Origin of the sequence: Salmonella sp. 741265116_PST (assembly GCF_046567715.1) — a bacterium.
Taxonomy (GTDB): Bacteria; Pseudomonadota; Gammaproteobacteria; order Enterobacterales; family Enterobacteriaceae; genus Salmonella; species Salmonella enterica.
Genome location: NZ_JBKFPH010000010.1, coordinates 1 through 25,844, shown reverse-complemented (window position 1 = coordinate 25,844; position 25,844 = coordinate 1). Strand labels below are relative to the sequence as shown.

Below are 25,844 nucleotides of genomic sequence, written 5' to 3'. Positions count from 1 at the left end.
ACCCTTAATACTTCAAGTTGCTTATGTGTTGGCTACGGATTACTCGGCCCATTCATGGGCCTCGCCCTGACGGGCCGTCGCACGCGACGTTCAAATCTGCTCCCGGCAGATTTGTCGCTCACCCCAGTCACATCGTTATCTATGCTCCTGGGGACTCACTCCCTTGCCGCCTTTAAGCAACTCGAATTATTTTGGGTATATAGACATTTATTTTCTTTCTGCTCCGGATTGTCAACTCAAAGCGCGAAAGTTGTTGCTTAATTGTGATAAAACTATCTGATGCGACAGGTGTTTCCAGCCTGAAAAGGAACTTTTTACCTTTTCGCCTTCCCGTTTCGTTCAACTTAGTATAAAAAAGCAGGCTTCAATGGATGTCATTTAACTTTTTCAAGCCCGGAGCAACCTGTGAATACATTATCGGTTTCCCGTCTGGCGCTGGCACTGGCTTTTGGCGTGACGCTGAGCGCCTGTAGCTCTACGCCACCCGATCAGATCCCTTCCGATCAAACCGCGCCTGGCACCGCCTCGCGCCCCATTCTGTCGGCAAATGAAGCGAAAAACTTCGTTGCGGCGCGCTATTTTGCCTCCCTGACGCCAAATACCGCCCCGTGGTCGCCGTCGCCGATTACCCTGCCCGCACAGCCTGACTTTGTGGTGGGGCCGGCTGGTACGCCAGGCGTTACGCACACCTCGATTCAGGCCGCGGTCGATGCGGCAATGGTTAAACGCACGAACAAACGCCAGTACATTGCTATTATGCCGGGCGACTATCAGGGGACCGTGTATGTTCCCGCCGCGCCGGGAAGTCTGACCCTGTACGGGACCGGTGAAAAACCGATCGATGTGAAAATTGGGATGGCGATTGATGGTGAAATGAGCGTCGCTGACTGGCGCCGCGCGGTGAATCCCGGCGGGAAATATATGCCTGGTAAACCCGCCTGGTATATGTTCGATAACTGCCAAAGCAAACACGCCGCGACGATCGGTGTGATGTGTTCTGCCGCGTTCTGGTCGCAGAATAACGGTCTGCAGCTACAAAATCTGACCATCGAGAACACGCTGGGCGACAGCGTCGATGCCGGAAACCATCCGGCGGTGGCGCTGCGTACCGATGGCGACAAAGTCCAGATTAACAAGGTCAATATCCTTGGCCGCCAGAACACCTTCTTTGTGACCAACAGTGGCGTGCAGAACCGTCTGCAGACCGATCGCCAGCCGCGTACGCTGGTGACGAACAGCTATATTGAAGGCGATGTGGACATGGTTTCCGGACGCGGCGCCGTGGTGTTCGATAACACCAACTTCCAGGTCGTCAACTCCCGCACACAGCAGGAAGCCTACGTCTTCGCCCCGGCGACGCTGTCCAATATTTACTATGGCTTTTTGGCGATCAACAGCCGCTTTAACGCCTCCGGCGATGGCGTTGCGCAGCTTGGCCGCTCGCTGGATGTCGACGCCAACACCAACGGTCAGGTAGTGATCCGCGACAGCGTGATTAACGAGGGCTTCAACGTTGCCAAACCGTGGGCCGACGCGGTCATCTCGAAACGTCCGTTTGCCGGAAATACGGGAACCGTGGATGACAAAGACGAGGTGCAGCGTAATCTGAACGACACGAACTACAACCGCATGTGGGAATACAACAACCGCGGTGTAGGCAGTAAAGTGGTGGCGGAACCTAAGCAGTAATTGCCGTTCCGGTTCAGGCTTATAAACGGGCCGCCGCAGCAGATGTGGCGGCCCGTGGCTTTACTGCAAGCGATGTTTATTGAAATTAATCAAGCATCCCGCCTTAATGATTTCCCGCTCCTCAGCGGTCAAATTTTCTATATACAGCGCAATTTCCTCGACCAGCGCATTATCGCGAATCACATATCCCGTCACGGCAGGATGTGCGGTCTCCAGCGCCGCAAGAATGCCCGGAATATAGATATAATCCCCCACCGTAAAATTCGGCGTCTCCTTCATTTGCAGCGGCAGCATTCCCCAGTTGATCACATTCGAGCGGTAGCGTTTGGTGGCGTATTCCTGCGCGATATTCGCCAGACCGCCAATCACTCGCTGACAGCTTGCCGCCTGTTCCCGCGCCGAGCCGTCCCCCGGTTTGACGGCATAAATCAGGCTCCCTACCTCAGTAGTCTCAGGGCGTACGTTTTCCTGACCGGCAATCTGCTGAATACACGCAAACACCGGGGCCAGTTCGGCGATCTCGCCTTCCTGTCGCCGTTTTTCCAGCGCGGCGACGGCTTTACTTCTGCCAACATAGTCCGGATCGCGGCGCGAGAGGGTAAATTCCGCCAGCCCCACCGGATTAGAGCGGTAAGAGGAGGTCTCGCCGGAGGGGATCAGCTCATCGGTGGTCGTCACCTCATCAAGAATTTTCGCACAGACCCTGAGCAAAATATTCTCTGTCAGCGCGCCTGACTCCGGCCAGTCTTTAATGTTGGGTCCATAAATAAGCGGCTGCTGCGTCACGCCTTTTACATATCCCTGATAAACCCGATTTTTGTACGGCGTAGGATCAAAAACATAATCCGGCACATTATCCCAACAATCCAATTCCGCCGCTGACGTTAAATAGCCGCCGTTCACCGCCGTTGCGGCAATGGAGCGGGCATCCATCAGCGCGACGGCGGACATCTGTCCATTCCCCGGTTTCGATCCTTCCCGGTTCGGGAAGTTACGCGTGGTATGACGAATGCTCAGTCCGTTGTGGACAGGCGTATCGCCAGCGCCAAAACAGGGACCGCAAAATGCCGTTCTGATTATCGCGCCTGCGCCCAGCAACTCCGCCACAACGCCTTTTTTCGTCAGGTCCATAAACACCGGTTGGGAAGACGGATAAACGGCAAGCGAGAACGCGTCATTACCGCATGAACGATGACGTAAGGCATTGGCTGCGGCAATCACGTTCTCATAATTACCGCCGGAACAGCCAGCGATAATCCCTTGCTGCACTTTTAAACGACCGTTTTCAATTTTATCCACCAGTGAGAGTGTCGCTTGTCCGTGCGCCACGCGCGCCGATTCTATTTCCGTCTGGCGAAGAATATCCGCCAGATTTTCATTTAACGTATCGATTTCATAGACGTTGCTGGGGTGGAAAGGCAGCGCGATCATCGGTTTGATAGCGCTAAGATCGACATAAATACAACCGTCGTACCAGGCCATCGGCTGCGGATGTAGCGAGCGATAATCCTGCTCGCGCCCATGCAACGCCAGCCAGCTTCGGGTTTCCTCATCCGTTTGCCAGACTGAACTCAAGCAGGTCGTTTCGGTGGTCATCACATCAATGCTGTTACGAAAATCGGTAGAAAGATGACGGATGCCAGGACCGACAAACTCCATCACTTTATTTTTGACGTAACCGTTTTTAAACACCGCGCCGATAATCGCCAGCGCGACATCCTGCGGCCCTACATACGCCGCCGGCTTGCCGGTCAGATACACGGCGACCACATCGGGATAATCAATATCCCAGGTATCATTCAGCAGTTGTTTAACCAGCTCGCCGCCGCCCTCGCCTACCGCCATCGTTCCCAGCGCGCCATAGCGTGTATGGCTGTCGGAGCCCAAAATCATTTTACCACCGCCGGCCATCATCTCACGCATATACTGGTGAATAACGGCAATGTGCGGGGGCACATAAATGCCGCCATACCGCTGCGCCGCCGATAAACCAAACATATGGTCGTCGCTGTTAATGGTTCCACCGACAGCGCACAACGCGTTGTGGCAATTGGTCAAAACGTAAGGTAAGGGAAAGCGTTCCATCCCCGACGCTTTTGCCGTCTGAATAATGCCCACATAGGTAATATCGTGTGAGGTTAATGAATCAAACTTAATTTTCAGTTTGTCCATATTGTCAGACGTATTATGCGAGGCGAGGATTGACCAGCTAATAGTGCCTTTTTTAGCCTGTGTTTTATCGACTGGTCCGGCATATTGCTCTTCTGCAATAACCTCATTTCCTGACAGATAAATACCTTTTTTATATAACGTAACCATGACTTACTCCATTTGGCTATCGCTTTCCCGCAGCGCTAACGTACCGCCGCCATGAATAATGACAGTCAATAATATTTTTTAAACGCAAGAGAGATAATTTACTTATAGCACGTGCCAGCCTATTAATAGCTTCCACCACCAGACGCCCAGGGTAATATGAACAAGGAAGGTAAAAATAGTCAGTACAGCGCCCACCAGCCACCATGATTTTATATCATTATAGCCAACGCCAAAAATAACCGGTCCGGCGGCACCGCCGTAATGCGTCACCATGCCGCCGTAAGAGTTAGAAAATAACAACGCCAGGGCGGTTAACATAAGCGGCGCGCCAGACACATTCGCCAGCATCGCAAATACCGGCACCATTGCCACAATATAGGCGCTGCCGGATGCGAAAAAATAACGCACGGCGATACTCATAAAGAGAATAACAAAGAAAGCAACATTACCATGATGATCAAATGAGATATTATTTTTGAACAACTCCGCCAGCCAGTCAAAAAATTTAACTTTTGACAATAATGAACTCAGACCGATGATACCGCCATACCATATTAACGTATTCCAGCCGCCTTTATTCTTTACTACGTCATCCCAGGTCACGACGCCAAGCACCAGCATAGCGCCCATCACCACAATGGCGACGGCTGACTCATTAATACCCAGATAGCTGCTAAAAATCCAGCCGAGGAGCGCCAGAACGAAAATCGCTAATAATAGTTTTTCCCGCGCCTGCATCGGCCCTAATTCCTGAAGCCCGGCTCTGGAAATGATCTTATTATCGACCTTTTTTATCTCCGGAGGGTACATCATATAAATCACCAGCGGTGTCGCCAATAGCATAACTATTCCTGGCACCCCTGCCGCCAGCGCCCAGTCGCCCCAGCTTAATTGCAGATGGCAAATATCGTTGATCATTTTCAGCGCCAGGATATTTCCCGCCATGGCGGTGAAAAACATATAGCTGGTGGTTTTCGTCACCATATAGACGCACATCATCAAGTAATGACCCACGCGATGCGGGCTTTTTTCCGGCTCAGACCCTAGCGCTACCGCAACACTATTAATAATCGGCAATACGATTCCACCCGCCCGCGCCGTATTAGACGGCGTTGCCGGAGATAAGACAAGATCGAGAAAAACGGTAACATAACCCAGACCTAATGTGGTATTGCCGATTTTACCAATCAACAGGTAGGCGATACGCTTGCCCAGCCCGGTAGTGACAAACGCGGCGCTCAGGGTAAAGGCGGAAAATACCAGCCAGGTTGTCCCGGAGGCATAACCACTCAATACGCTGGAGGTTTTAAACGCGCCGCCGCCTAAATTACCGATGACAACCATCGACGCCGCGACCGCCATTAATAAAACGACGGGTTCCGGGAAAGGTTTAATGACTAATCCCACTATTGCAGCAAGATAAATACCAAAGAGTACCCACGCCAACTGGCTTAACCCAGTCGGCACCGGCAGCAAGGCAATAATACAAGGGATAGCTAATATCATTATTAGCTTCCATAAAGAGTTTCGCTTCATTTTATATATCCTGATATTTCCGTATATCAAATATAGAATCGTGTCGGCTCTACCATTTTGATACCAGCGCAATGTGCCTATATTATTCCGGGAGATAGACATCGCCAGAAAAGATTTTTCTTGCGGTACGAATGACTGCCGCCCGAATGGAATCAGGAGTATCGCCATCATTGTTTAAATGAATATCAAGACAGCCGCCGGGATGTTCAATAGTTATATTGCCGTAGCCATTATCTGTGGTAAGCGACCGGGTCACTGTACCGTCAATAACACTGCTGCTGGCAATGGCGATAGCGCCCGTAATCGCCAGCGCTTTATGACATGAATGCGGCATAAAATAGCGTACACTGATTGTGCCGCCATATTGTGCAGGAGAAATAAGTACAGGTTTAGGAATAACCATGGAACGGACATCGCCAAGGCCCATTGCTTTACCGGCCTGTAGACGAATAGATTCAATACGGCGTAAAAATTCGGTATCACTGTCTAATTCCGCAGGCGACTCGTAGCCTGTTTTCCCTACGCTGGCAGCGGGAATGACGACCACCGGCATCGCCATATCCATACAGGTAACGGCGATACCATCAAAATAGTCGATACGGCATCCGGTGGGGAAAACGGTGCCGGTTTTTGCGCCTGCGGCATTCAAAAACGTAAGCATTACCGGGGCTGCCGTTCCCGGCACGCCATCGATTCTCGTAGTGCCTTCATACGTAACCCTGCCGCCTGGCGTCTGCACATCGGCATCAATATAGGTATTGGTATTCACATTACGTATGCGCACTCGCGTGACCGGCGACGTCGCGGTAATAAGCCCCTGCTCAATAGCAAATGCGCCGACGCCGGAAAGCATATTGCCGCAGTTTGGCGTGGTATCGACGCGTTGCTCCTGTACAACGACCTGAGCGAAAAGATAATCAATATCCGCCTGCGGATCATCCGAACGGCTGACAATCGCAACTTTACTGGTCAGCGGATTCCCGCCGCCAATGCCGTCAATTTCTAACGCATTGCCCGATCCCATAATTGCAATTAACGCTTTATCTCGCTGGGTTTTATCTTCGGGTAAATGTTCCGCTAATAAAAAAGCGCCTCTGGAGGTTCCCCCTCGCATTAATACACAGGGTATTTTTTTCATAACACAATCCTTAATCATCATCTTATTTTTGCTGTGACTATGGTTGCATGTAAAAAATGGCGAGGCTAATGACTTTCGTGATGTGATTAATCAGCTTTTTTTATTAATCAAAAGCCAGACACGGCAGGTACACTCTCTGCAATACCCGCTATGCGTCTGATAATGGGACAACATTATTTCTATATGCTGGAGTTATAATGAAACACGAACTATCAAGTATGAAAGCGTTTGTCGCTCTGGCGGAGACTACCTCTTTTAACAAAGCAGCTAAATTACTCAATATTACGCAACCCGCATTAACTCGCAGAATAAAAAACATGGAGGATGATTTACATACTCTCCTTTTTGAGAGAACTACGCGTAAAGTAACATTAACAAAAGCGGGAAAAATGTTGTTACCCGAAGCGCGTGAATTAATCAGAAGACTGGATGAAACTATTTTTAATGTTCGTGAACTCAATAATTACCATCACGGTATAATTACACTATCCTGTATTCCAACCGCCGTTTTCTATTTTTTACCGCTCGCGATTGGCAAATTTAATGCTTTATACCCCAACATTAAAGTACGGATACTTGAAAAAGGCACCAATAATTGTATGGAATCCGTACTCTGCAAAGAGGCGGATTTTGGCATAAATATGAATAGCATCACAAATTCCGCGATTGATTTTACCCCGCTGGTAAATGAACCGTTTGTTCTGGCCTGCCGACGGGATCACCCGTTAGCTTCCAGACAACTGGTTGAATGGCAGGAATTAGTCAATCACACTCTGATAGGCGTACGCGCTTCAAGCGGCAACCGCCTGTTAATTGAGCAGCAACTTGCGGATAAGCCCTGGAAGCTGGAGTGGTTTTACGAGGTTCGCCATTTATCCACTTCGCTTGGTCTGGTAGAGGCAGGTTTAGGTATTTCCGCATTACCAGGACTGGCAATGCCGCAGGCACCGCATCCTACGCTCATTGGCATTCCCCTGATAGAACCGGTGATCAGGCGCACTCTGGGCATTATTCGCCGGAAAGACGCCATGCTTTCGCCGCCGGCGGAGCGTTTTTTCTCATTGCTGTTAAATGTCTGGGCCGATGGCAAAGACAACCTTTGGACGCATTTTGCCAAACCGCAGCAATAACGGCGGATGGCGGCTTTCGCGCGCTACGTGGCGGCCCATGCCGGATTGCCCGGTGGCGCAGCCACCTACCGGGCCTACAGCAACAGGCCGTCGCCCTCCGGCACACAGCGTCTTTAGAACGCGTTCACCACAACCCACATCGGCCCCTGGCCGACGGCATAACGGCCTTTTTCCGTCAGCAGCCCCTGAGTGCCCGTAATTTCATAGACCGCGATATGATGTGATTTTTGACCCGCAGCAATCAGGTATTTCCCGCTGTTGTCGATATTAAAGCCGCGCGGTTGGGCTTCCGTCGGCTGGAAGCCTTCAACGCTCAGTACGCTGCCATCTTCGGAGACACTAAAGACGGTAATCAGACTGGCGGTGCGGTCACAGGCATACAGATGCCGTCCATCCGGCGTAATATGAATATCCGCCGCCCAGCGGGTATCGGAAAAATCGGCGGGCATCATATCCAGCGTTTGCACGCACTCTATCTCGCCATGCGGATTTTTAAGCTGCCAGACATCCACCGAACTGTTCAGTTCATTGACGCAATACGCATATTGTCGATTCGGGTGGAAGACCATATGACGCGGGCCTGCCCCTTCAACTGTATTTACTTCCGCCGGCTCCTGGGCCACCAGATGGCCGTCATCGCTTAGCGTAAACAGACAAATGCGATCCTGTTTTAGCGCCGGCACCCACAGGGTACGGTTATCAGGCGTAATATTTGCCGAGTGGCAGCCGTCCAGCCCTTCCACCACATCCACCAGCTCAACCGGCAGGCCATCCTGTAAGCGCGTCACACTGACATTACCGGCGTTATACGATCCGACAAAGACAAAACGACCATGATGATCGGTAGAAATATGGGTCGGGCTACCCGGCAGGGCGGATTCGGCGGCAAACGTCAGCGCGCCATCATCCGGCGCAATACGATACGCCAGGACACGAAACTCCGGGCGCACGCCGACATAGAGGTAGCGTTTATCCGGACTGACCACCATCGGCTGAACCTGACCGGGCACATCCACGACCTGCACCAGCGTCAGCGTCCCTTCGTGGTTCAGGCTCCAGACGTGAATTTGCTGACTCTCAGGGCTGGCGGTATAGACTGTTTGTTTCATGAATACTCCTTTGCATATAGCATGTAGCTGCAATAACAGGACACAGCTTAACGTAGTCGCTTTTGACGGCGAATGCTGAATTCAGACGCAGAATTTTGTCTGCTTACCGTCCCGGTGTACCATGCCGACAGACGGAATTATTACACTTAATCTGGAAAAAATTATGACTGCACGCGTGATTGCCCTTGATTTAGACGGAACGTTATTAACCCCGCATAAAACCTTACTCCCCTCCTCGCTTGACGCGCTATCACGCGCCAAAGAGGCGGGCTTTCAACTTATCATTGTCACGGGTCGCCATCACGTTGCTATTCATCCTTTTTATCAGGCGCTGGCGCTGGAAACACCTGCTATTTGCTGCAACGGCACCTATTTGTATGATTATCAAGCTAAAACTGTCCTGGATGCCGATCCTATGCCCGTGGATAAGGCGTTGCAGTTGATTGATTTACTGGATGAGCATCAGATTCACGGCCTGATGTATGTTGATGACGCTATGCTTTACGAACACCCAACCGGTCACGTCGTGCGTACCTCCCGGTGGGCGCAAACCTTGCCGCCGGAGCAACGTCCGACCTTTACACAGGTCTCTTCGTTGGCGCAGGCGGCGCGCGACGTGAATGCCGTGTGGAAGTTTGCGCTTACCGATGAAGATATTCCCAGGCTACAGCGGTTCGGTCAGCATGTTGAACAGGCGCTTGGCCTGGAGTGCGAATGGTCATGGCACGATCAGGTGGATATTGCGCGCAAAGGCAACAGTAAAGGCAAGCGCCTTACCCAGTGGATAGAAGCGCAGGGAGGGTCAATGAAAAATGTGATCGCTTTCGGCGATAACTACAACGACATCAGTATGCTGGAGGCGGCAGGCACCGGCGTTGCGATGGGCAACGCCGATGAGGCGGTGAAAGCGCGCGCTGACGTCGTGATCGGCGATAACACTACCGACAGCATCGCCAAATTTATTTACACCCACCTGCTATAGTCAGGCGGTGATAGAAACGCTTTTCACCTGCGCGTAAAGCCACAGGCCAGGCTTGATATTCAGCTCATCCCTGGCCCACGGGCTTATTCGCGCCCACAGCGTTCTGCCGCCTATCTCAAGCTGGACTTCCACCTGTCCGTTATCGTCATAACAATTCGCCACTTTTGCCCGCAATACGTTGCGGATACTGGTCTGCTGCGGCGGCTGTAGTACCAGCGAGACATCCGACGCCTGTATACGAATACGCAGTGTGGATTGCAGCGGCTGATTGAGTTTATTTACCCATAGGTGCTGGTCGCCAAGCGCCAGAGCGGTCATGGCATAATGCGGGTGATGCTCCAGCACGCTGACTTTCAGAATACTGCTCTGTTGCTCTTTCGGCAGCCACGGGTGCATAACGCTGCTTCCCCAGACTTCTTCCAGCGGGCCAAACGCTTTAACCTGTCCATCCTCCAGCACCATGACTTTATCCGCCAGGTGGAGAATTTCATCGAGAGAATGGCTGACATACAGCATGGGAATATTGATTTCTCGCGCCAGCCGTTGCAGGTACGGCAGTAATTCGCGTTTTCGCGGGATATCCAGCGAGGCCAACGGTTCGTCCAACAGCAGCAACTCCGGGGCGGTGAGCAATGCCCGGCCTATCGCTACGCGCTGTTTTTCTCCGCCGGACAGGCTCCCCGGCAGGCGATCAAGCAACGCTTCAATTCCCAGCAGCGACACCAGCTTATCAAACTGGCCGGTCATGCTTTTCGCCATGCCGTAGCGCAAATTGCCGCGGACTTTGTAATGGGGGAACAGGCGCGCATCCTGGAAAACATAACCGATGCGGCGCTTTTCCGGCGTTAAACAGATACCGTTTTCCGCGTCATGCAACACCCGGCCATTCAGCGCGATGCGTCCTTTTTGCGGGCGAGTCAAACCGCTGATGGCATTAATCAGAGAGGTTTTTCCCGCGCCGGAGACGCCAAAGATAGCCGTGATCCCACTGGCTGGCAGCGTTTCGTTGAGGGTTAAACAGTGCGTTCCCAGCATCTGGGAAAAATTAAGCTCCAGCATGGTTAGCACCCCGTCCGTTCACGGCTCATCCGCGCCAGCCATTCAGAAATCAACAGCGAAATCAACGCTAATACAATCGAAATCACGCACAGCCTCGCCGCCGCGCTCTCCCCGCCAGGCGTCTGAATCAAGGTATACATGGCGGAAGGTATGGTGCGGGTTTCGCCCGGAATATTGGAAACAAAGGTAATGGTCGCGCCAAATTCGCCAAGCGAACGGGCAAACGCCAGCACCGTACCGACAATAATGCCCGGCAGGGTAAGCGGTAAGGTGATAGTCAGAAAAACGCGCCAGCGCCCGGCGCCCAGCGTTCTGGCGGCCTGTTCAAGCTTGATATCCACCCCCTCCAGCGCCAGCCGAATAGCCCGCACCATCAGCGGGAAGGACATCACCGCCGCCGCCAGCACAGCACCGCGCCAGCTAAAGGCAAACGTGAGACCGAACCAGTCATACAGCCACTGGCCAATAAATCCGCGTCGCCCCATCGACACCAGCAGCAGATAGCCGACCACCACCGGCGGCAGCACCAGCGGCAGATGCAGGACGCTATCAAGTAAGGCTTTGCCCGGAAACCGGCATCGCACCAGTAACCAGGCAAAAAAGATCCCAAACGGCAGGCTAAACAGCACGGCCAGGGAAGACACTTTCAGGCTAAGAAGGACAGCCTGCCATTCTGGATCGGTCAGTATCATTACTTCGTCGTAAATCCATAACGTTTAAAAATTGCCGAGGCCTGCGGTCCTTTCAGGTAATCATAGAACGCGCTGACGGCCGCATTTTTATGCCCCTCCACGATAGCGATGGGGTATTCTACTTTTTTATGTGAATCTTCCGGGAACGTCGCCACCACGTTAACCCCCTTGCTGGCGACCGCATCAGAACCGTATACAATGCCCAAAGGCGCTTCGTTACGTTCGACCAGCGCCAACGCGCCGCGCACATCCTCGCCCGGCGCCAGTTTCGGTTCAAGCGTTTGCCATGCGCCCAACTTTTGCAGCGCTTCTTTGGCATAAATTCCCGCCGGTACGTGTTGCGGATCGCCCACCGCCAGACGCCCGCCGTTCAGCAGACGAATCCAGTCCGTTTTGTTGTCGATGGTAAACGGTTTCTGCTCGCTGGCTTTCGGCGCCACCACCACCAGGCTGTTGCCAAGCAATGTTTCGCGCGTCGTGGTATCCACCGCTTTTTTATCGGCTGCGTAATCCATCCATTTCTGGTCAGCAGAGATGAACAGATCCGCCGGCGCGCCCGCTTCTATCTGGCGCGCCAGCGTTGAAGAGGAGGCGAATGAGGAGACCACATCCACATTTTTCTCTTTTTTATATTCTGCCGCAATGTCTTGCATCGCGTTCGTTAGCGACGCGGCGGCAAATACGGTGATCTTGCCTTCATCCGCCAGCGCATGACCAGCGATGACGAAAGATAATGTCGCCCCTGCGACCAGGCGTAACCAGGAATGCGCCATCTGTAACTCCTTGTGCGTTTCGTTATGTAAACGACAATATAACGATAATCTCAGGGGTTTCCCAGCGGTTATTCATACCCATTAACGATTAAACACAGAAAATATCGGCAGGAAAAGCAGGATCTTGAGTAACAAAAACGCCCGACTGAGCGGGCGTTTGGGGAAATCAGCGGTTCTGTCTGGACTGGTCTTTCTGACCGATACCGGAAAAAATGTTGAACACCTCACCCAGACCGTAAATCAGACCGAGGATGATGGCCATCACTACCGGTACCATGATGACGGCGAATACCAGACTTTTTAATAACTCTAACATGGGCAACTCCAGATATAGTCCTTTTTGTATTTTAACCGCATCACACAGAAAAGCACTCCCCTTTTGTGCGGTCGGCTTTGCGCTGACGCGCTTTTCAGTCACAATAGTCTTTTTACCAGGAGCTGGTTATGCAGGCCGAAATCCTTCTTACCCTGAAACTTCAGCAAAAGCTTTTTGCCGATCCCCGACGTATCTCTCTGCTGAAACACATTGCGCTTTCCGGCTCGATTAGTCAGGGCGCGAAAGACGCGGGAATCAGCTATAAGAGCGCCTGGGATGCGATAAACGACATGAACCAGCTTAGCGAACATATGCTGGTTGAACGCGCAACGGGCGGCAAAGGCGGCGGCGGCGCGATATTAACCCGCTATGGCCAGCGTCTGATCCAGCTTTACGATTTGCTGGGCCAAATTCAGCAAAAAGCGTTCGATGTGTTAAGCGACGATGACGCCCTGCCGCTTGACAGTCTGCTGGCCGCTATCTCCCGCTTTTCACTGCAAACCAGCGCCCGAAATCAGTGGTTCGGCACCATTACCGCCCGCGATCGCGATCAGGTGCAACAGCATGTCGACGTGCTGCTGGCCGACGGCAAAACGCGGCTCAAAGTCGCGCTGACGGCGCAAAGCGGCGAGCGTCTCGGCCTGGAGGAAGGTAAAGAAGTGCTGATCCTGCTAAAAGCGCCGTGGGTTGGCATTACCCGGGATGCAGCCGTTGCGCGCGCCGCTGACAATCAGTTGTCGGGAACGATCAGCCATATCGAGCGCGGCGCGGAACAGTGTGAAGTGTTGATGGCGCTGCCGGACGGCCAGACGCTGTGCGCCACGATACCGACTGCGGATGCCGCCACGTTAAAGGAAGGCGATGACGTGATTGCCTGGTTTAATGCGGACAGAGTGATTATTGCAACGTTGTGCTAAGCACATTGACATCCGTTGCCGAAAGACGTATCCCTGTCATTCATCGCTGCAAAAAATGGGATGCAAAATGTCATCGTTGCAAATTTCGCAAGGCACGTTTCGTCTGAGCGATACAAAAACACTTCATCTGGATTCGCTGACGCTCAATGCGGGCGATAGCTGGGCATTCGTTGGGGCTAACGGGAGCGGGAAGTCGGCGCTCGCCCGCGCGCTGGCGGGTGAACTGCCGTTATTAACAGGCGAGCGCCAGTGTCAGTTTACCCGCATTACGCGTCTGTCCTTTGAACAATTGCAAAAGCTGGTCAGCGATGAGTGGCAACGTAATAACACCGATATGCTCAGTCCTGGCGAAGACGATACCGGGCGCACTACCGCGGAAATTATTCAGGATGATGTTCACCATCCTGCCCGCTGTGCGATGCTGGCGCAGCAGTTCGGCATTTCCGCTTTACTCAACAGGCGTTTTAAATACCTTTCTACCGGCGAGACGCGAAAAGCGCTGCTATGTCAGGCGCTGATGTCTGAGCCGGAGTTATTAATCCTTGATGAACCGTTCGACGGGCTTGACGTGACCGCCCGTCAACAACTGGCGCAACGCCTGACGGCGTTGAACCAGGCGGGCATTACCCTGGCGCTGGTACTCAACCGTTTTGATGAAATCCCGGACTTCGTGCAGTTTGCCGGCGTGCTTGCCGACTGTACGCTGGCGGAAACCGGAACGACGACAGAGTTGCTGCAACGGGCGTTGGTCGCTCAACTCGCGCACAGCGAGCGTCTGACCGACGTACAATTACCCGAACCAGACGAACCTTCCGCCCGCCATGCGTTACCCGATGGCGAACCACGGATCGTACTTAACGATGGCGTAGTCTCGTATAACGATCGCCCTATCCTCCACCACCTAAGCTGGCGAGTCAATCCGGGCGAACACTGGCAGATCGTCGGTCCTAACGGAGCGGGTAAGTCTACGTTGCTTAGCCTTATTACTGGCGATCATCCGCAAGGCTACAGCAACGATCTTACGCTGTTCGGGCGGCGGCGAGGAAGCGGCGAAACAATCTGGGATATCAAAAAACATATCGGCTACGTCAGCAGCAGTTTACATCTGGATTACCGCGTCAGTACCACGGTGCGCAATGTCATTCTCTCCGGCTATTTCGATTCTATCGGCATTTACCAGGCCGTTTCAGACAGGCAACGAAAACTGGCGCAACAGTGGCTGGATATTCTGGGAATCGATAAGCGTACGGCGGATGCCCCCTTCCACAGTCTCTCCTGGGGACAGCAGCGGCTGGCGCTGATCGTGCGCGCGCTGGTTAAACATCCGACATTGTTGATTCTGGATGAGCCGCTGCAAGGGTTGGATCCGCTGAACCGCCAACTGGTACGCCGTTTTGTGGATGTATTAATTCGCCAGGGAGAGACTCAACTGCTGTTCGTTTCCCATCATGCAGAGGATGCGCCTGCCTGTATTACCCACCGACTGGAATTTGTACCAGAGGGCGAACGTTATAAGTACGTTTCCGGACGATGCAATAATTAAATGTATTATCAGAATGGCGCCGCGCGCCATTCTGGAACCACTCTCCTTTTATTAAGAATAATAATAACGGTCGATAAGCTTACTATCTCTTGAATCGCTGACCGCCTCATTGTCATAATAATCCTGAAATTTTCGACAATGATGTCGTATGTGAATATAAGGGATTCATTATGGCTTTTCGTTTTCCACAAATAATACTATTTTTACTGGCAGCCATGTTATTTTGCCCCGGCAGTTATGCTGAGCAAAAGCCGACCGCTGCGCAGGAAGCGCGTAAAACCGCCGTTGAGGTCGCTGTTGAAGGCATGAGCCGCGCTGCCGTTGCGGGTCCGACAAAGATTAGTTTAGGTGATAAAGCCACGCTTAATCTGCCGGAAGGATTTACCTGGATACCCGCAAAAGAAGCGGCGGTATTTATGCGTGAAATTGGTAACTATGTTGACGATGAATATTTTTACGGTCTCGTATTTAAAAAGGAAATGAATGGATTTATTTCTATCGAATATGATGATTCTGGTTATGTAAAAGATGATGATGCAAAAAATTGGGATGCCGATGAATTAATGGATAACCTGCGCAAAGGCACAAAAGAAGCGAATAAAGATCGTATTGCAAAAGGCATTGAGCCGATAGAAATTATTGGCTGGATCGAGAAGCCTACCTACGATGCAACCAATCATCGTCTGATCTGGTCCGCCGCCATCCAGGATATCGGCACCAACGAACCACTGAATGAACAAGGCGTGAACTACAACACCTATCTGCTGGGACGTGAAGGTTATTTTTCTTTAAATCTGGTGACCGACAGAGGTTCTGTTGACCACGAAATCCCTCTGGCGAAAAGAATTCTCAGTTCCGTCAAGTTCAACTCTGGACAACGCTACGCTGACTTCAACGAATCAACGGACAAAATAGCGGAGTATGGGCTCGCCGCGCTGATTGGCGGTATCGCGGCCAAAAAAGTAGGTCTGCTTGCTATGCTCGGTATCGCGCTGCTTAAGTTCTGGAAAGTGACCGCCATCGGCGTCGTCGCTGTCGGGGCGCTCGCCAGGAAGCTACTCTCGCGTAAAAAAGACTGACAGCTCCTGCCCCGGCCGTTTCATTCCCAGGCGCGTAACGCGCCTTTTTTTCGGATAAAAAGCAGAAGCATTCTCAAGCCAGATGATTTGTAATCATTTAATTGATATAAATGCGCAAAATCACCAGTGTGTAAACGATTCCACTAATTTATTACATGTCACACTTTTCGCATCTTTGTTATGCTATGGTTATTCCATACCATAGGCTTAACGGAGCGAATTATGAGAGTATTGGTTACAGGTGGTAGCGGTTACATTGGAAGTCATACCTGCGTACAATTGCTGCAAAATGGTCATGACGTCGTCATCCTCGATAACCTCTGCAACAGCAAGCGCAGCGTGCTGCCCGTTATTGAACGTCTGGGCGGTAAGCACCCGACCTTTGTCGAAGGCGATATTCGCAACGAAGCGCTTATAACCGAAATTCTGCACGATCACGCGATTGATACCGTGATTCACTTTGCCGGCCTGAAAGCCGTCGGCGAATCGGTCGCCAGGCCGCTGGAGTACTATGACAACAACGTCAACGGTACGCTACGGTTGGTCAGCGCCATGCGTGCGGCCAACGTTAAAAACCTTATTTTTAGCTCCTCCGCCACCGTTTATGGCGATCAGCCCAAAATTCCTTACGTCGAAAGTTTTCCTACCGGCACGCCGCAAAGCCCCTACGGCAAAAGTAAATTGATGGTAGAACAGATCCTCACCGATCTGCAAAAAGCCCAGCCGGAGTGGAGTATTGCGCTGCTGCGTTATTTCAACCCGGTCGGCGCGCACCCGTCGGGCGACATGGGAGAAGATCCGCAAGGTATTCCGAATAACCTGATGCCCTATATCGCCCAGGTCGCCGTGGGTCGTCGCGAATCGCTCGCCGTTTTCGGCAACGATTACCCGACCGAGGATGGCACCGGCGTACGCGATTACATTCACGTTATGGACTTAGCCGACGGGCACGTCGTGGCGATGGAAAAACTGGCGGACAAATCCGGCGTACATATTTATAACCTCGGCGCGGGTGTCGGCAGTAGCGTCCTGGATGTGGTCAACGCCTTTAGTAAAGCCTGCGGTAAACCCATTAATTACCACTTCGCGCCGCGTCGCGACGGCGATCTCCCGGCGTATTGGGCAGATGCCAGCAAAGCCGATCGCGAGCTGAACTGGCGCGTCACCCGCACGCTTGACGAAATGGCGCAGGACACCTGGCACTGGCAGTCACGCCATCCGCAGGGATACCCAGATTAAGGATGTTGTTATGACCCCATTTAATCCCATCGATCATCCGCATCGCCGTTATAACCCGCTTACCGGCCAGTGGGTTCTGGTTTCGCCGCATCGCGCAAAACGCCCCTGGCAGGGGGCGCAGGAAACGCCGTCTCAGCAAATGCTGCCGGCCCACGATCCGGACTGCTTCCTGTGTGCGGGCAATACGCGTGTCACCGGCGATAAAAATCCCGATTACAAAGGGACTTACGTCTTTACTAACGATTTCGCGGCGCTGATGGCCGACACGCCGGATGCGCCGGACAGCCACGATCCGCTGATGCGCTGTCAGAGCGCGCGCGGCACCAGCCGCGTGATCTGTTTTTCTCCCGATCACAGTAAAACGCTGCCGGAGTTGAGCCTGCCCGCGCTGACGGAAATCGTCAGAACCTGGCAGACGCAGACCGCCGAGTTAGGCAAAACCTATCCGTGGGTGCAGGTCTTTGAAAATAAAGGCGCGGCGATGGGCTGTTCGAACCCGCATCCGCATGGACAGGTCTGGGCCAACAGCTTCCTGCCGAATGAGGCCGAACGCGAAGATCGTTTACAAAAAGCCTATTTCGCCGAACAGCGTTCGCCAATGCTGGTGGATTATGTCCAGCGGGAACTGGCGGACGGCAGCCGCACCGTGGTCGAAACCGAACACTGGCTGGCGGTGGTGCCTTACTGGGCGGCGTGGCCGTTCGAAACGCTACTGTTACCCAAAACGCATGTCCTGCGCATTACCGATTTAAACGACGAGCAGCGCGACTCTCTGGCGCTGGCGTTGAAAAAGCTGACCAGTCGTTATGACAACCTGTTTCAGTGTTCCTTCCCCTACTCAATGGGCTGGCACGGCGCGCCGTTTAACGGTGAAGAAAACGCGCACTGGCAGTTGCACGCGCACTTTTATCCGCCGCTGCTGCGCTCTGCGACCGTCCGTAAATTTATGGTCGGCTATGAAATGCTGGCGGAAACCCAGCGTGATTTAACCGCAGAACAAGCGGCTGAACGCCTGCGCGCGGTCAGCGACATCCATTTTCGCGAATCCGGAGTATAAAAATGAATCTGAAAGAGAAAACGCGCGCGCTGTTTGCTGAAATTTTCGGCTACCCTGCCACCCACACGATTCAGGCGCCAGGCCGCGTCAACCTGATCGGCGAGCATACTGATTACAATGATGGTTTCGTTCTGCCCTGCGCTATCGATTACCAGACCGTAATTAGCTGTGCGCCGCGCGACGATCGTACCGTACGGGTGATTGCCGCCGATTACGACAATCAGGTGGACGAATTTTCACTGGATGCGCCGATCGTGACCCACGATAGCCAGCAGTGGTCTAACTATGTGCGCGGCGTAGTGAAACACCTGCAGCAGCGTAACAACGCGTTTGGCGGCGTGGATATGGTCATCAGCGGCAATGTGCCGCAGGGCGCCGGGTTAAGCTCCTCCGCCTCGCTGGAAGTGGCGGTGGGCACCGTCTTCCAGCAGCTTTATCACCTGCCGCTGGACGGCGCGCAAATTGCGCTCAACGGACAAGAGGCCGAGAACCAGTTTGTCGGCTGTAACTGCGGCATTATGGATCAGCTCATCTCTGCGCTCGGCAAAAAAGATCATGCGTTGCTGATTGATTGCCGTACGCTCGGCGCCAAAGCGGTTTCCATGCCGAAAGGTGTCGCCGTGGTGATCATCAACAGTAACTTTAAGCGCACGCTGGTGGGCAGCGAGTATAATACCCGCCGTGAACAGTGCGAAACCGGCGCCCGTTTCTTCCAGCAGCCGGCCCTGCGCGATGTCAGCCTTGAGGCGTTCAATGCCGTTGCCAGCGAACTGGACCCGGTAGTCGCAAAACGCGCTCGCCATGTACTGAGCGAAAATGCGCGCACCGTTGAAGCGGCAAGCGCGCTGGAGAAAGGTGATTTGCAACGTATGGGCCAACTGATGGCGGAGTCCCATGCCTCAATGCGCGATGATTTCGAAATTACCGTCCCGCAGATAGACACGCTGGTAGACATCGTCAAAGCGACCATCGGCGATCAAGGCGGCGTGCGCATGACCGGCGGCGGCTTCGGCGGGTGTGTTGTCGCGCTGATCCCGGAAGATCTGGTTCCCGCTGTGCAGCAGGCCGTTGCGCAACAGTACGAAGCGAAAACCGGAATCAAAGAAACCTTTTATGTATGCAAACCGTCACAAGGAGCAGGACAGTGCTAAATGAAACGCCCGCACTGGCCCCCGATGGTCAACCGTACCGCCTGCTAACCCTGCGCAACAGCGCAGGGATGGTGGTAACGCTGATGGACTGGGGAGCCACTCTTCTTTCCGCCCGTATTCCGCTGTCTGACGGCAGCGTTCGGGAAGCATTGCTGGGCTGCGCCAGCCCGGAACACTACCCTGAACAGACGTCATTCCTCGGCGCCTCTATTGGCCGTTACGCGAACCGTATCGCCAATAGCCGCTATACGTTTGCCGGCGAAACCGTACAGTTAAGCCCAAGCCAGGGCGAGAACCAGCTACACGGCGGACCGGAAGGCTTTGACAAGCGCCGCTGGCAAATTGTGAACCAGAACGATCGCCAGGTATTATTCGCGCTCACCTCTGATGACGGCGACCAGGGCTTTCCTGGCCATCTTTGCGCCACGGCGCAATATCGTCTGACCGATGACAATAGAATCTCCATCACCTACCGGGCAACGGTCGATAAACCCTGTCCGGTGAATTTGACCAACCATGTCTATTTTAATCTGGACGGCGATCGGACCGACGTGCGCCAACATAAGCTGCAAATTCTGGCGGATGAGTATCTGCCGGTAGATGAATCCGGTATTCCACGCCAGGGGCTAAAATCGGTAGCCAATACCTCGTTTGACTTCCGGATGCCAAAAGTCATTGCCAACGAGTTTCTCGCCGATGACGATCAGCGCAAGGTTAAAGGCTACGATCATGCTTTCCTGCTACAGACGCAGGGTGATGGCAAAAAGCCGGCGGCCCGTCTGTGGTCACAGGATGGAAAGCTACAAATGATGGTTTACACCACCGCCCCGGCGCTACAGTTTTATTCCGGCAATTATCTGGCGGGTACACCTTCCCGCGGGCCGGAACCTTATGCCGACTGGCAAGGGCTGGCGCTGGAAAGCGAACTGCTGCCGGACAGCCCGAATCATCCTGAATGGCCGCAGCCTGACTGTATCCTTCGCCCTGGCGAGGAGTACGCCAGCCTGACCGAGTATCAGTTTATTCCGTTCTAACGATATGCCGCTACATGCCCGATGACGCAAGCTTATCGGGCCTACGCGCCATTGCCCTGCTCAAACCTCCACCACTTAAAGACAAAATCGCAACTCTGAGTTCACAAGAACCTTACACTGCGCCACTATTTTCGCTATGGTTATGCGTAAGCATTGCCGCCAACACCTCGCGGCAATATAATGAGAATTATTATCATTACATATGATTTATAGGAGTGAGAGTATGGCTGTAACTAAGCTGGTTCTGGTACGTCACGGTGAAAGTCAATGGAACAAAGAGAACCGTTTCACCGGCTGGTATGATGTTGACCTGTCTGAAAAAGGCGTAAGCGAAGCAAAAGCAGCGGGTAAACTGCTAAAAGAAGAAGGTTTCAGCTTTGATTTTGCCTACACTTCCGTACTGAAACGCGCTATCCATACGCTGTGGAACGTACTGGATGAACTGGATCAGGCGTGGCTGCCGGTGGAAAAATCCTGGAAACTCAATGAACGTCACTATGGCGCGTTGCAGGGGCTGAATAAAGCGGAAACGGCAGAAAAATATGGTGACGAGCAGGTTAAGCAGTGGCGCCGCGGTTTTGCCGTGACGCCGCCGGAACTGACCAAAGATGATGAGCGTTATCCGGGTCACGATCCACGTTATGCCAAACTGAGCGAGAAAGAGCTGCCGTTGACCGAAAGTCTGGCGCTGACCATCGACCGCGTTATTCCTTACTGGAACGACACCATCCTGCCGCGTATGAAGAGCGGTGAGCGCGTGATCATCGCCGCTCACGGTAACTCATTGCGTGCGCTGGTGAAATACCTGGATAACATGAGTGAAGATGAGATTCTTGAGTTAAACATCCCGACCGGCGTGCCGCTGGTGTATGAGTTCGACGAAAACTTCAAGCCGATCAAACATTACTATCTGGGTAACGCTGACGAGATCGCCGCGAAAGCGGCTGCCGTGGCGAATCAGGGTAAAGCGAAGTAATCACCTTTGCCGGATGGCGGTATAACTGCCTTATCCGGCCTACGAGCAATGGGTAGGCCGGATAAGCGCAGCGCCATCAGGCAATATGTCTTAAACAGCGATCACGCCGTCCAGCACCACCTGCAATTTACCCTGCGAACAGCGCTCCACGCGTCCTCGTACCCGGTACACTTCAGCCAGACGCTCCGCAGTAATCACCGTCTCCGGCGCGCCGCTGGCGACCAGCCTGCCGTCTTTTAGCATCAGGACATGGTCACCATGACGCAGTGCAATATTAATGTCATGCGCCACGACTATCGTCACCCTATTTTGCGCCAGGGTATCCCGACGCACGAGATCCATTACGTGAAACTGATAGTTTAAATCCAGCGCGCTGAGCGGCTCATCCAGCAACAGAAGTTCAGGGCGACGAATCAGCGATTGCGCCAGACCCACTAACTGCCGCTGACCGCCGGAAAGCTGGTCGAGATACTGCAACGCCAGATGCGTTATGCCCAATTGCTCAAGGATAGCCAGTATCTGCGCTCTGCCCTGCGCATTGTCTCTGCCGCCTGATGCCCGCAGTACCACGATAATCGACTCCAGTACATGCAGATGTACGCCCTGCGGTAATGACTGCGGCAAAAACACAACTTTCTGCGCCCGCTCGGCAAACGATAACGACATGAGATCTTCGCCATCAAGCAGCGCCTCGCCGTCGGCGTTATTCAGCCCGGCCAGCGAACGTAGTAACGTCGATTTACCACAGCCGTTCGGCCCCAGCAAAATGGTAACTTTCCCGCGCGGCAGTAAGGGAACGTTGAGATCTGCAATAACCGGCTGAGTGGAATAGCCGGCGCTAAATGAGCGGAGCATTAACCCGCGCATCAGAGACTCCCCCGATGTCGCAATACAATGCTTAAAAAGAACGGAACCCCGACCAGCGAGGTGACAATCCCCACCGGCACCATGACGCCCGGAATACTATTTTTCGCCGCAATAGAGGCCAGCGATAACACCAGCCCGCCTATCAGCACGCTGCCCGGAAGGTAGAAACGGTGATCTTCCCCCAAAAGTATTCGCGCAATGTGCGGCGCAACGAGACCAATAAAACCAATCGGCCCGACGAAAGCTACCGTCAGCGCTGATAACAAGCTGATACGCAACAATGACAGCAGGCGTAAACGGCGGACATGAATCCCAAAGCTCATCGCCCTCTCTTCGCCCAGACGTAATGCCGTGAGTTGCCAGGCGCTTCGTAACGCGCAAAAAAGCACAGCAATAAACACCACGGCCAGTACGCCCAATTTTTCCCACGACGCACGGACCAGGCTCCCCATCGTCCAGAATACCAGCCCCTGCAGCGTATCTTCATCAGCCACAAACTGCATAATGGCGACCAACGCGTTAAAGGTGAATACCAGCGCAATACCGAACAACACCACTCCGGATGCGGCGACGCCTGTCCAACGGGTAATACCGTCCAGGAGTAACGCGGATAAAAGCGCAAAGATGAACGCATTGGCCGGGATAAACCAGGCGGCAGGAATACCGGGAATACCGATCCCCAACACAATCGCCAGCGCAGCACCAAAAGCCGCCGCGGACGATACGCCGAGGGTAAACGGTGTCGCCAGCGGATTATTTAAAATGGTTTGCATTTCGGCGCCCGCTAACCCTAACGCCATGCCTACCAGTAGGGCCATCAGGGCATAGGGTAAACGAATATCCCAGACAATAACGTGTATGCCCGCATTCACCTTTTCCGGCTGGAAAAGGGCCTGCCACAGCGCACTGAGCGGTAAACCAGAAGACCCACTGGTTACATCCACCATCAGTGAAGCCATCATCGCCAGCGCAATAGCTAACATGAGCACGGCCCGTTTGCGTATGATCTGGCGATAGCGCGGAATGATGGGCGTGGAAGCGAGACCGGGGGCTAAAAGTGATTTGTCCTGACAGGTCATGGTTCGGGCTACGTTATTAATCAGAGGAGAATTATAGCGCCGAATTATCTCGTTATATATTTATTTATATTTCGATTGATGACACGGTGGCCTATCTCATCGGTTTCCAATAAATATCCTCCGGCATAGCCCTGTCTCTTGATCAGATCTCCTGATCAAGAGACAGGGCCTGGCTGGGGGTTTTCCATAGACAAAAAAGCGTGGAGCCATCCACGCTTGAGGCTGCTGACAACGTGTAACCAGGTGGCAATGTTCCAACCACGGACCTACAAAAAGTACGTAATCTGTTGATATTCTCATTTCGTAAGTCAGGCAAAGCGCTAGCTGCCTCTCGCAGAAATGCCAACACAATAGATAATTGTCAGCAGTCCTCATTTTTCAGTCAGCAAATATCGGTCCGGCAGGGAATTTCGCCAGAAACCCGGTGACGGCCAGCAGCGACCATAGCCCGGGCCACTCAATCTGGCGCTCCCGCAGTTCATCATCCAGCGTCATAAGCGCAAACTCACCTTTATCGCCCAGCACGCCGCCCTGCCAGAGCAGCCGCTGCGCCTGCTGCCGCGCCCAGGGAGAATCGCTCTTCCAGGCCAGCAGGTGCAGCAGAGCCTGCTGCAGGCAGACACTGTGAGAATGTTGATCCCGCAACAGCCGCCGGTAAACCGGCAGCGATATGCTGCGCACGGTATAAAAACCGCTGCGGGTTTCGCTGTCAACATCTGCCATGCCAGCACAGAACTGACTGGCCAGGTCACATAAACGATTGTGCGTCATCGGCTGGCGCAGGGCATCCAGACGACCTGCTGCGGCACACAGCAGCCCGCTCCTTTGCCGTTCTTGTGGCAGCGAATCAGGCAAAACCGCTACCGTTTCAGCCGCCCCGGCCTGCGCATGCTGTACGCCCGCGTCATAACAACGGACAAAGAAATCATGGCTGCCACGGACGATTGACGGGTGCGCCAGCAGATTCAGCGCCGGGTGCAGTTGTTCAAGCTCGTCCAGTGACGCCAGCGTATAATTGACAACCACATCTTTTGTCGACGCCCGGCCTTCCGGACGAAATGCTATGGTTTCATTCATCAAAGTCTCCTTATGGGACATTCCCGGAGGCGATGCTGCGCATCTGTCCGGGCTACAGATCCATGCAATCCGGTAGCCCGGACAGGCGCAACGCGCCGCCTCCGGGAAAGGAACAGATTTACATCGCCAGCACGTACTTCAGCATCACCCCGGCGGCTATCGCCGAGCCAATCACACCCGCCACGTTCGGCCCCATCGCGTGCATCAGCAGGAAGTTCTGTGCGTCTGATTCCAGGCCCACCTTGTTCGACACCCTGGCCGCCATCGGCACCGCCGACACCCCCGCCGAACCGATAAGCGGGTTGATTTTGTTCTTACTGCACAGGTTCAGCAGCTTCGCCATCAGTACCCCGGCCGCCGTCCCAATCCCGAACGCAATCACCCCCAGCAGCAGAATGCCCAGCGTCTGCGGCTGCAGGAACTTGTCCGCCACCAGCTTCGCGCCCACCGACAGCCCGAGGAAGATGGTGACGATATTAATCAGCCCGTTCTGTACCGTGTCGCTCAGACGCTCCACCACGCCGCTTTCACGCATCAGATTGCCAAAGCAGAACATCCCCAGCAGCGGCGCGGCGTCCGGCAGCAGCAGCGCCACCAGTAGTAACAGCACCACCGGAAAGAGGATTTTTTCCCGCTTGCTCACCGTGCGCAGCTGCACCATGCGGATTTTGCGCTCCGTCTCCGTGGTCAGCGCGCGCATAATCGGCGGCTGGATTAACGGCACCAGCGCCATATACGAGTACGCCGCCACCGCGATGGCCCCCAGCAGCTCCGGCGCCAGCTTGCCCGACAGGTAAATGGCCGTCGGGCCGTCCGCGCCACCGATAATGCCGATGGCCGCCGCCTGCGGCAGGGTGAAGCTGATAAGGCCGAAGTAGTTCAGCGTCAGCGCCCCCAGCACCGTAGCGAAGATACCGAACTGCGCCGCCGCCCCCAGCAGCAGGGTGCGCGGATTCGCCAGCAGCGGGCCGAAGTCGGTCATCGCCCCCACGCCCATAAAGATGACCAGCGGCGCGACGCCGGAGCCAATCGCCACTTTGTAGAACAACGCCAGCACCCCCGGCGTGTAGCCCATGTCCACC

The 25,844-nt window shown here is 53.7% G+C and carries 23 protein-coding genes; 11 read left to right on the top strand and 12 right to left on the bottom strand.

Features of this window, described 5'->3' with window-relative positions; genetic code table 11:
• Positions 1 to 405 precede the first annotated feature (405 nt).
• Positions 406 to 1,689, top strand: coding sequence for a putative acyl-CoA thioester hydrolase (locus ACLD11_RS09040; RefSeq protein ID WP_001094776.1), 1,284 nt, complete (start codon positions 406 to 408; stop codon positions 1,687 to 1,689).
• A gap of 60 nt (positions 1,690 to 1,749) precedes the next feature.
• Here the strand turns inward: ACLD11_RS09040 and ACLD11_RS09035 are convergent, their stop codons facing one another.
• The 3 genes from ACLD11_RS09035 to ACLD11_RS09025 form a co-directional block, all read right to left on the bottom strand.
• Positions 1,750 to 4,008 carry a hydratase gene (locus ACLD11_RS09035; RefSeq protein WP_411011835.1) on the bottom strand — a complete coding sequence of 753 codons (2,259 nt, stop codon included), beginning with the start codon at positions 4,006 to 4,008 and terminating at the stop codon, positions 1,750 to 1,752.
• Between the two features lie 102 nt (positions 4,009 to 4,110).
• The gene (locus tag ACLD11_RS09030) at positions 4,111 to 5,544 is read right to left on the bottom strand and encodes an anion permease (RefSeq protein WP_411014806.1); all 1,434 of its coding nucleotides are present in this window, start codon (positions 5,542 to 5,544) and stop codon (positions 4,111 to 4,113) included.
• Positions 5,545 to 5,626: 82 nt separating this feature from the next.
• The gene (locus ACLD11_RS09025; RefSeq protein ID WP_411014805.1) at positions 5,627 to 6,682 is read right to left on the bottom strand and encodes a 4-oxalomesaconate tautomerase; all 1,056 of its coding nucleotides are present in this window, start codon (positions 6,680 to 6,682) and stop codon (positions 5,627 to 5,629) included.
• 197 nt (positions 6,683 to 6,879) lie between these two features.
• On the opposite strand from ACLD11_RS09025, the gene ACLD11_RS09020 reads away from it, so the two are divergent.
• Complete coding sequence (locus ACLD11_RS09020) at positions 6,880 to 7,812, top strand: LysR family transcriptional regulator (protein ID WP_183059010.1); 933 nt, start codon at positions 6,880 to 6,882, stop codon at positions 7,810 to 7,812.
• Positions 7,813 to 7,925: 113 nt separating this feature from the next.
• Here the strand turns inward: ACLD11_RS09020 and pgl are convergent, their stop codons facing one another.
• The gene (gene pgl / locus ACLD11_RS09015) at positions 7,926 to 8,921 is read right to left on the bottom strand and encodes a 6-phosphogluconolactonase (protein ID WP_411011838.1); all 996 of its coding nucleotides are present in this window, start codon (positions 8,919 to 8,921) and stop codon (positions 7,926 to 7,928) included.
• 163 nt (positions 8,922 to 9,084) lie between these two features.
• Between pgl and ACLD11_RS09010 the strand changes: the two genes are divergently transcribed.
• The gene (locus tag ACLD11_RS09010) at positions 9,085 to 9,903 is read left to right on the top strand and encodes a pyridoxal phosphatase (protein WP_001748281.1); all 819 of its coding nucleotides are present in this window, start codon (positions 9,085 to 9,087) and stop codon (positions 9,901 to 9,903) included.
• Here the strand turns inward: ACLD11_RS09010 and modC are convergent, their stop codons facing one another.
• The 4 genes from modC to ACLD11_RS08990 form a co-directional block, all read right to left on the bottom strand.
• On the bottom strand, positions 9,904 to 10,962 hold the full coding sequence (gene modC, locus ACLD11_RS09005; RefSeq protein WP_079944594.1) for a molybdenum ABC transporter ATP-binding protein ModC: 1,059 nt from the start codon (positions 10,960 to 10,962) through the stop codon (positions 9,904 to 9,906).
• A gap of 2 nt (positions 10,963 to 10,964) precedes the next feature.
• On the bottom strand, positions 10,965 to 11,654 hold the full coding sequence (gene modB / locus ACLD11_RS09000) for a molybdate ABC transporter permease subunit (protein ID WP_183059012.1): 690 nt from the start codon (positions 11,652 to 11,654) through the stop codon (positions 10,965 to 10,967).
• Positions 11,654 to 12,427, bottom strand: coding sequence for a molybdate ABC transporter substrate-binding protein (gene modA / locus ACLD11_RS08995; RefSeq protein WP_001522982.1), 774 nt, complete (start codon positions 12,425 to 12,427; stop codon positions 11,654 to 11,656). Before modA ends, modB begins: the two co-directional genes overlap by 1 nt.
• Before the next feature lie 166 nt (positions 12,428 to 12,593).
• Complete coding sequence (locus ACLD11_RS08990) at positions 12,594 to 12,743, bottom strand: AcrZ family multidrug efflux pump-associated protein (RefSeq protein ID WP_000891513.1); 150 nt, start codon at positions 12,741 to 12,743, stop codon at positions 12,594 to 12,596.
• A 128-nt stretch (positions 12,744 to 12,871) separates the two neighbouring features.
• Here ACLD11_RS08990 and modE point away from each other — a divergent pair, with 128 nt between their 5' ends.
• The 8 genes from modE to gpmA all read left to right on the top strand — a co-directional run bounded on the left by modE (position 12,872) and on the right by gpmA (position 21,739).
• Positions 12,872 to 13,660, top strand: a complete 789-nt coding sequence (gene modE / locus ACLD11_RS08985) for a molybdenum-dependent transcriptional regulator (protein ID WP_411014804.1) — start codon at positions 12,872 to 12,874, stop codon at positions 13,658 to 13,660.
• A gap of 67 nt (positions 13,661 to 13,727) precedes the next feature.
• Positions 13,728 to 15,203: a molybdate ABC transporter ATP-binding protein ModF gene (gene modF / locus ACLD11_RS08980; RefSeq protein WP_411014803.1), complete on the top strand. Its 1,476-nt coding sequence runs from the start codon at positions 13,728 to 13,730 to the stop codon at positions 15,201 to 15,203.
• A gap of 170 nt (positions 15,204 to 15,373) precedes the next feature.
• Positions 15,374 to 16,282 carry a DUF2167 domain-containing protein gene (locus tag ACLD11_RS08975; RefSeq protein WP_000885520.1) on the top strand — a complete coding sequence of 303 codons (909 nt, stop codon included), beginning with the start codon at positions 15,374 to 15,376 and terminating at the stop codon, positions 16,280 to 16,282.
• 222 nt (positions 16,283 to 16,504) lie between these two features.
• The gene (gene galE, locus ACLD11_RS08970) at positions 16,505 to 17,521 is read left to right on the top strand and encodes a UDP-glucose 4-epimerase GalE (protein ID WP_001265465.1); all 1,017 of its coding nucleotides are present in this window, start codon (positions 16,505 to 16,507) and stop codon (positions 17,519 to 17,521) included.
• 10 nt (positions 17,522 to 17,531) lie between these two features.
• Positions 17,532 to 18,578: a galactose-1-phosphate uridylyltransferase gene (gene galT, locus ACLD11_RS08965; protein WP_000187471.1), complete on the top strand. Its 1,047-nt coding sequence runs from the start codon at positions 17,532 to 17,534 to the stop codon at positions 18,576 to 18,578.
• A gap of 2 nt (positions 18,579 to 18,580) precedes the next feature.
• The gene (galK, locus tag ACLD11_RS08960) at positions 18,581 to 19,729 is read left to right on the top strand and encodes a galactokinase (protein WP_411014802.1); all 1,149 of its coding nucleotides are present in this window, start codon (positions 18,581 to 18,583) and stop codon (positions 19,727 to 19,729) included.
• Positions 19,723 to 20,763: a galactose-1-epimerase gene (gene galM / locus ACLD11_RS08955; RefSeq protein ID WP_000931426.1), complete on the top strand. Its 1,041-nt coding sequence runs from the start codon at positions 19,723 to 19,725 to the stop codon at positions 20,761 to 20,763. Before galK ends, galM begins: the two co-directional genes overlap by 7 nt.
• A gap of 223 nt (positions 20,764 to 20,986) precedes the next feature.
• A complete protein-coding gene (gene gpmA / locus ACLD11_RS08950) occupies positions 20,987 to 21,739 on the top strand; it encodes a 2,3-diphosphoglycerate-dependent phosphoglycerate mutase (RefSeq protein ID WP_000301554.1) in 753 nt (250 codons plus the stop codon).
• Positions 21,740 to 21,829: 90 nt separating this feature from the next.
• On the opposite strand, the gene ACLD11_RS08945 is transcribed toward gpmA, so the two are convergent.
• The 4 genes from ACLD11_RS08945 to ACLD11_RS08930 all read right to left on the bottom strand — a co-directional run.
• Positions 21,830 to 22,606: an ABC transporter ATP-binding protein gene (locus tag ACLD11_RS08945; RefSeq protein WP_183059016.1), complete on the bottom strand. Its 777-nt coding sequence runs from the start codon at positions 22,604 to 22,606 to the stop codon at positions 21,830 to 21,832.
• Complete coding sequence (locus ACLD11_RS08940; protein ID WP_411014801.1) at positions 22,606 to 23,685, bottom strand: FecCD family ABC transporter permease; 1,080 nt, start codon at positions 23,683 to 23,685, stop codon at positions 22,606 to 22,608. Before ACLD11_RS08940 ends, ACLD11_RS08945 begins: the two co-directional genes overlap by 1 nt.
• 378 nt (positions 23,686 to 24,063) lie before the next feature.
• Complete coding sequence (locus tag ACLD11_RS08935; RefSeq protein WP_411014800.1) at positions 24,064 to 24,762, bottom strand: triphosphoribosyl-dephospho-CoA synthase; 699 nt, start codon at positions 24,760 to 24,762, stop codon at positions 24,064 to 24,066.
• A 118-nt stretch (positions 24,763 to 24,880) separates the two neighbouring features.
• Positions 24,881 to 25,844: sodium ion-translocating decarboxylase subunit beta (locus ACLD11_RS08930; protein WP_411014799.1), on the bottom strand; the 964-nt coding region annotated here is incomplete at its 5' end.

What these genes read in the sequence shown, in the direction of transcription:
- ACLD11_RS08990 (WP_000891513.1), bottom strand. Translation starts at nt 12,743, where the DNA reads ATGTTAGAGTTATTAAAAAGTCTGGTATTCGCCGTCATCATGGTACCG.
- modC (WP_079944594.1), bottom strand. Translation starts at nt 10,962, where the DNA reads ATGCTGGAGCTTAATTTTTCCCAGATGCTGGGAACGCACTGTTTAACC.
- pgl (WP_411011838.1), bottom strand. Translation starts at nt 8,921, where the DNA reads ATGAAACAAACAGTCTATACCGCCAGCCCTGAGAGTCAGCAAATTCAC.
- ACLD11_RS09025 (WP_411014805.1), bottom strand. Translation starts at nt 6,682, where the DNA reads ATGAAAAAAATACCCTGTGTATTAATGCGAGGGGGAACCTCCAGAGGC.
- ACLD11_RS09020 (WP_183059010.1), top strand. Translation starts at nt 6,880, where the DNA reads ATGAAACACGAACTATCAAGTATGAAAGCGTTTGTCGCTCTGGCGGAG.
- ACLD11_RS09035 (WP_411011835.1), bottom strand. Translation starts at nt 4,008, where the DNA reads ATGGTTACGTTATATAAAAAAGGTATTTATCTGTCAGGAAATGAGGTT.
- ACLD11_RS09030 (WP_411014806.1), bottom strand. Translation starts at nt 5,544, where the DNA reads ATGAAGCGAAACTCTTTATGGAAGCTAATAATGATATTAGCTATCCCT.
- modA (WP_001522982.1), bottom strand. Translation starts at nt 12,427, where the DNA reads ATGGCGCATTCCTGGTTACGCCTGGTCGCAGGGGCGACATTATCTTTC.
- modB (WP_183059012.1), bottom strand. Translation starts at nt 11,654, where the DNA reads ATGATACTGACCGATCCAGAATGGCAGGCTGTCCTTCTTAGCCTGAAA.
- galE (WP_001265465.1), top strand. Translation starts at nt 16,505, where the DNA reads ATGAGAGTATTGGTTACAGGTGGTAGCGGTTACATTGGAAGTCATACC.
- ACLD11_RS08935 (WP_411014800.1), bottom strand. Translation starts at nt 24,762, where the DNA reads ATGAATGAAACCATAGCATTTCGTCCGGAAGGCCGGGCGTCGACAAAA.
- modE (WP_411014804.1), top strand. Translation starts at nt 12,872, where the DNA reads ATGCAGGCCGAAATCCTTCTTACCCTGAAACTTCAGCAAAAGCTTTTT.
- ACLD11_RS08975 (WP_000885520.1), top strand. Translation starts at nt 15,374, where the DNA reads ATGGCTTTTCGTTTTCCACAAATAATACTATTTTTACTGGCAGCCATG.
- ACLD11_RS08945 (WP_183059016.1), bottom strand. Translation starts at nt 22,606, where the DNA reads ATGCGCGGGTTAATGCTCCGCTCATTTAGCGCCGGCTATTCCACTCAG.
- ACLD11_RS08940 (WP_411014801.1), bottom strand. Translation starts at nt 23,685, where the DNA reads ATGACCTGTCAGGACAAATCACTTTTAGCCCCCGGTCTCGCTTCCACG.
- galT (WP_000187471.1), top strand. Translation starts at nt 17,532, where the DNA reads ATGACCCCATTTAATCCCATCGATCATCCGCATCGCCGTTATAACCCG.
- ACLD11_RS09010 (WP_001748281.1), top strand. Translation starts at nt 9,085, where the DNA reads ATGACTGCACGCGTGATTGCCCTTGATTTAGACGGAACGTTATTAACC.
- gpmA (WP_000301554.1), top strand. Translation starts at nt 20,987, where the DNA reads ATGGCTGTAACTAAGCTGGTTCTGGTACGTCACGGTGAAAGTCAATGG.
- modF (WP_411014803.1), top strand. Translation starts at nt 13,728, where the DNA reads ATGTCATCGTTGCAAATTTCGCAAGGCACGTTTCGTCTGAGCGATACA.
- galK (WP_411014802.1), top strand. Translation starts at nt 18,581, where the DNA reads ATGAATCTGAAAGAGAAAACGCGCGCGCTGTTTGCTGAAATTTTCGGC.